This is a genomic window from Collinsella sp. CLA-ER-H9 (assembly GCF_040092295.1).
Lineage (GTDB): Bacteria > Actinomycetota > Coriobacteriia > Coriobacteriales > Coriobacteriaceae > Collinsella.
Genome location: NZ_JBBNLV010000038.1, coordinates 1 through 781, shown reverse-complemented (window position 1 = coordinate 781; position 781 = coordinate 1). Strand labels below are relative to the sequence as shown.

1 rRNA gene is annotated in these 781 nt (G+C 65.2%); it reads right to left on the bottom strand.

The annotated features are described in order from the left end of the window. Positions 1 to 23: 23 nt before the first annotated feature. Positions 24 to 781: ribosomal RNA gene (locus AAAX73_RS09710) — 23S ribosomal RNA — on the bottom strand; the annotation flags it as partial.

The window sequence follows — 781 nt, the reverse complement described above, 5'->3', positions numbered from 1 at the left end:
GTCCCGCGGGCCGCGAGGTGCGGTTCCGGAAGAGCTCGGGCGATTAGTGCGGCTCGGCTGAGGACGTCGCCGTCCTTGCACCTGCCGTCTATCGACCAGGTAGTCTACCTGGGCCCTTACCGGAAGGAGAACTAATCCCTGGAACGGCTTCCCGCTTAGATGCCTTCAGCGGTTATCCGCGCCGCACGCGGCTACCCGGCCGTGCCGTTGGTCGACAACCGGTTCACCGGAGGTGCGTCCACCCCGGTCCTCTCGTACTGGGGGCAGCCTCCATCGATTCTCCTGCGCCCACGGAGGATAGGGACCGAACTGTCTCACGACGTTCTGAACCCAGCTCGCGTACCGCTTTAAACGGCGAACAGCCGTACCCTTGGGACCTGCTCCAGCCCCAGGATGCGATGAGCCGACATCGAGGTGCCAAACCTTGCCGTCGATGTGGACTCTTGGGCAAGATCAGCCTGTTATCCCCGGAGTACCTTTTATCCGTTGAGCGACGGCCCACCCACTCGGGGCCGCCGGATCACTAGAGCCTGCTTTCGCACCTGCTCGGCTTGTGGGCCTCGCAGTCAAGCCCGCTTGTACTCTTGCATTCAAAAGGACGGTTGCCGACCGTCCCGAGCGGACCTTCGCGCGCCTCCGTTACCCTTTAGGAGGCGACCGCCCCAGTCAAACTGCCCGCCTGGCACGGTCCCCGAGCCGGTTGACGGCCTCGGGTTAGGACGCCGGTCGCGCGAGGGCAGTATTCCAAGGGCGGCTCCCCGGGGGCTGGCGCCTCCGGATC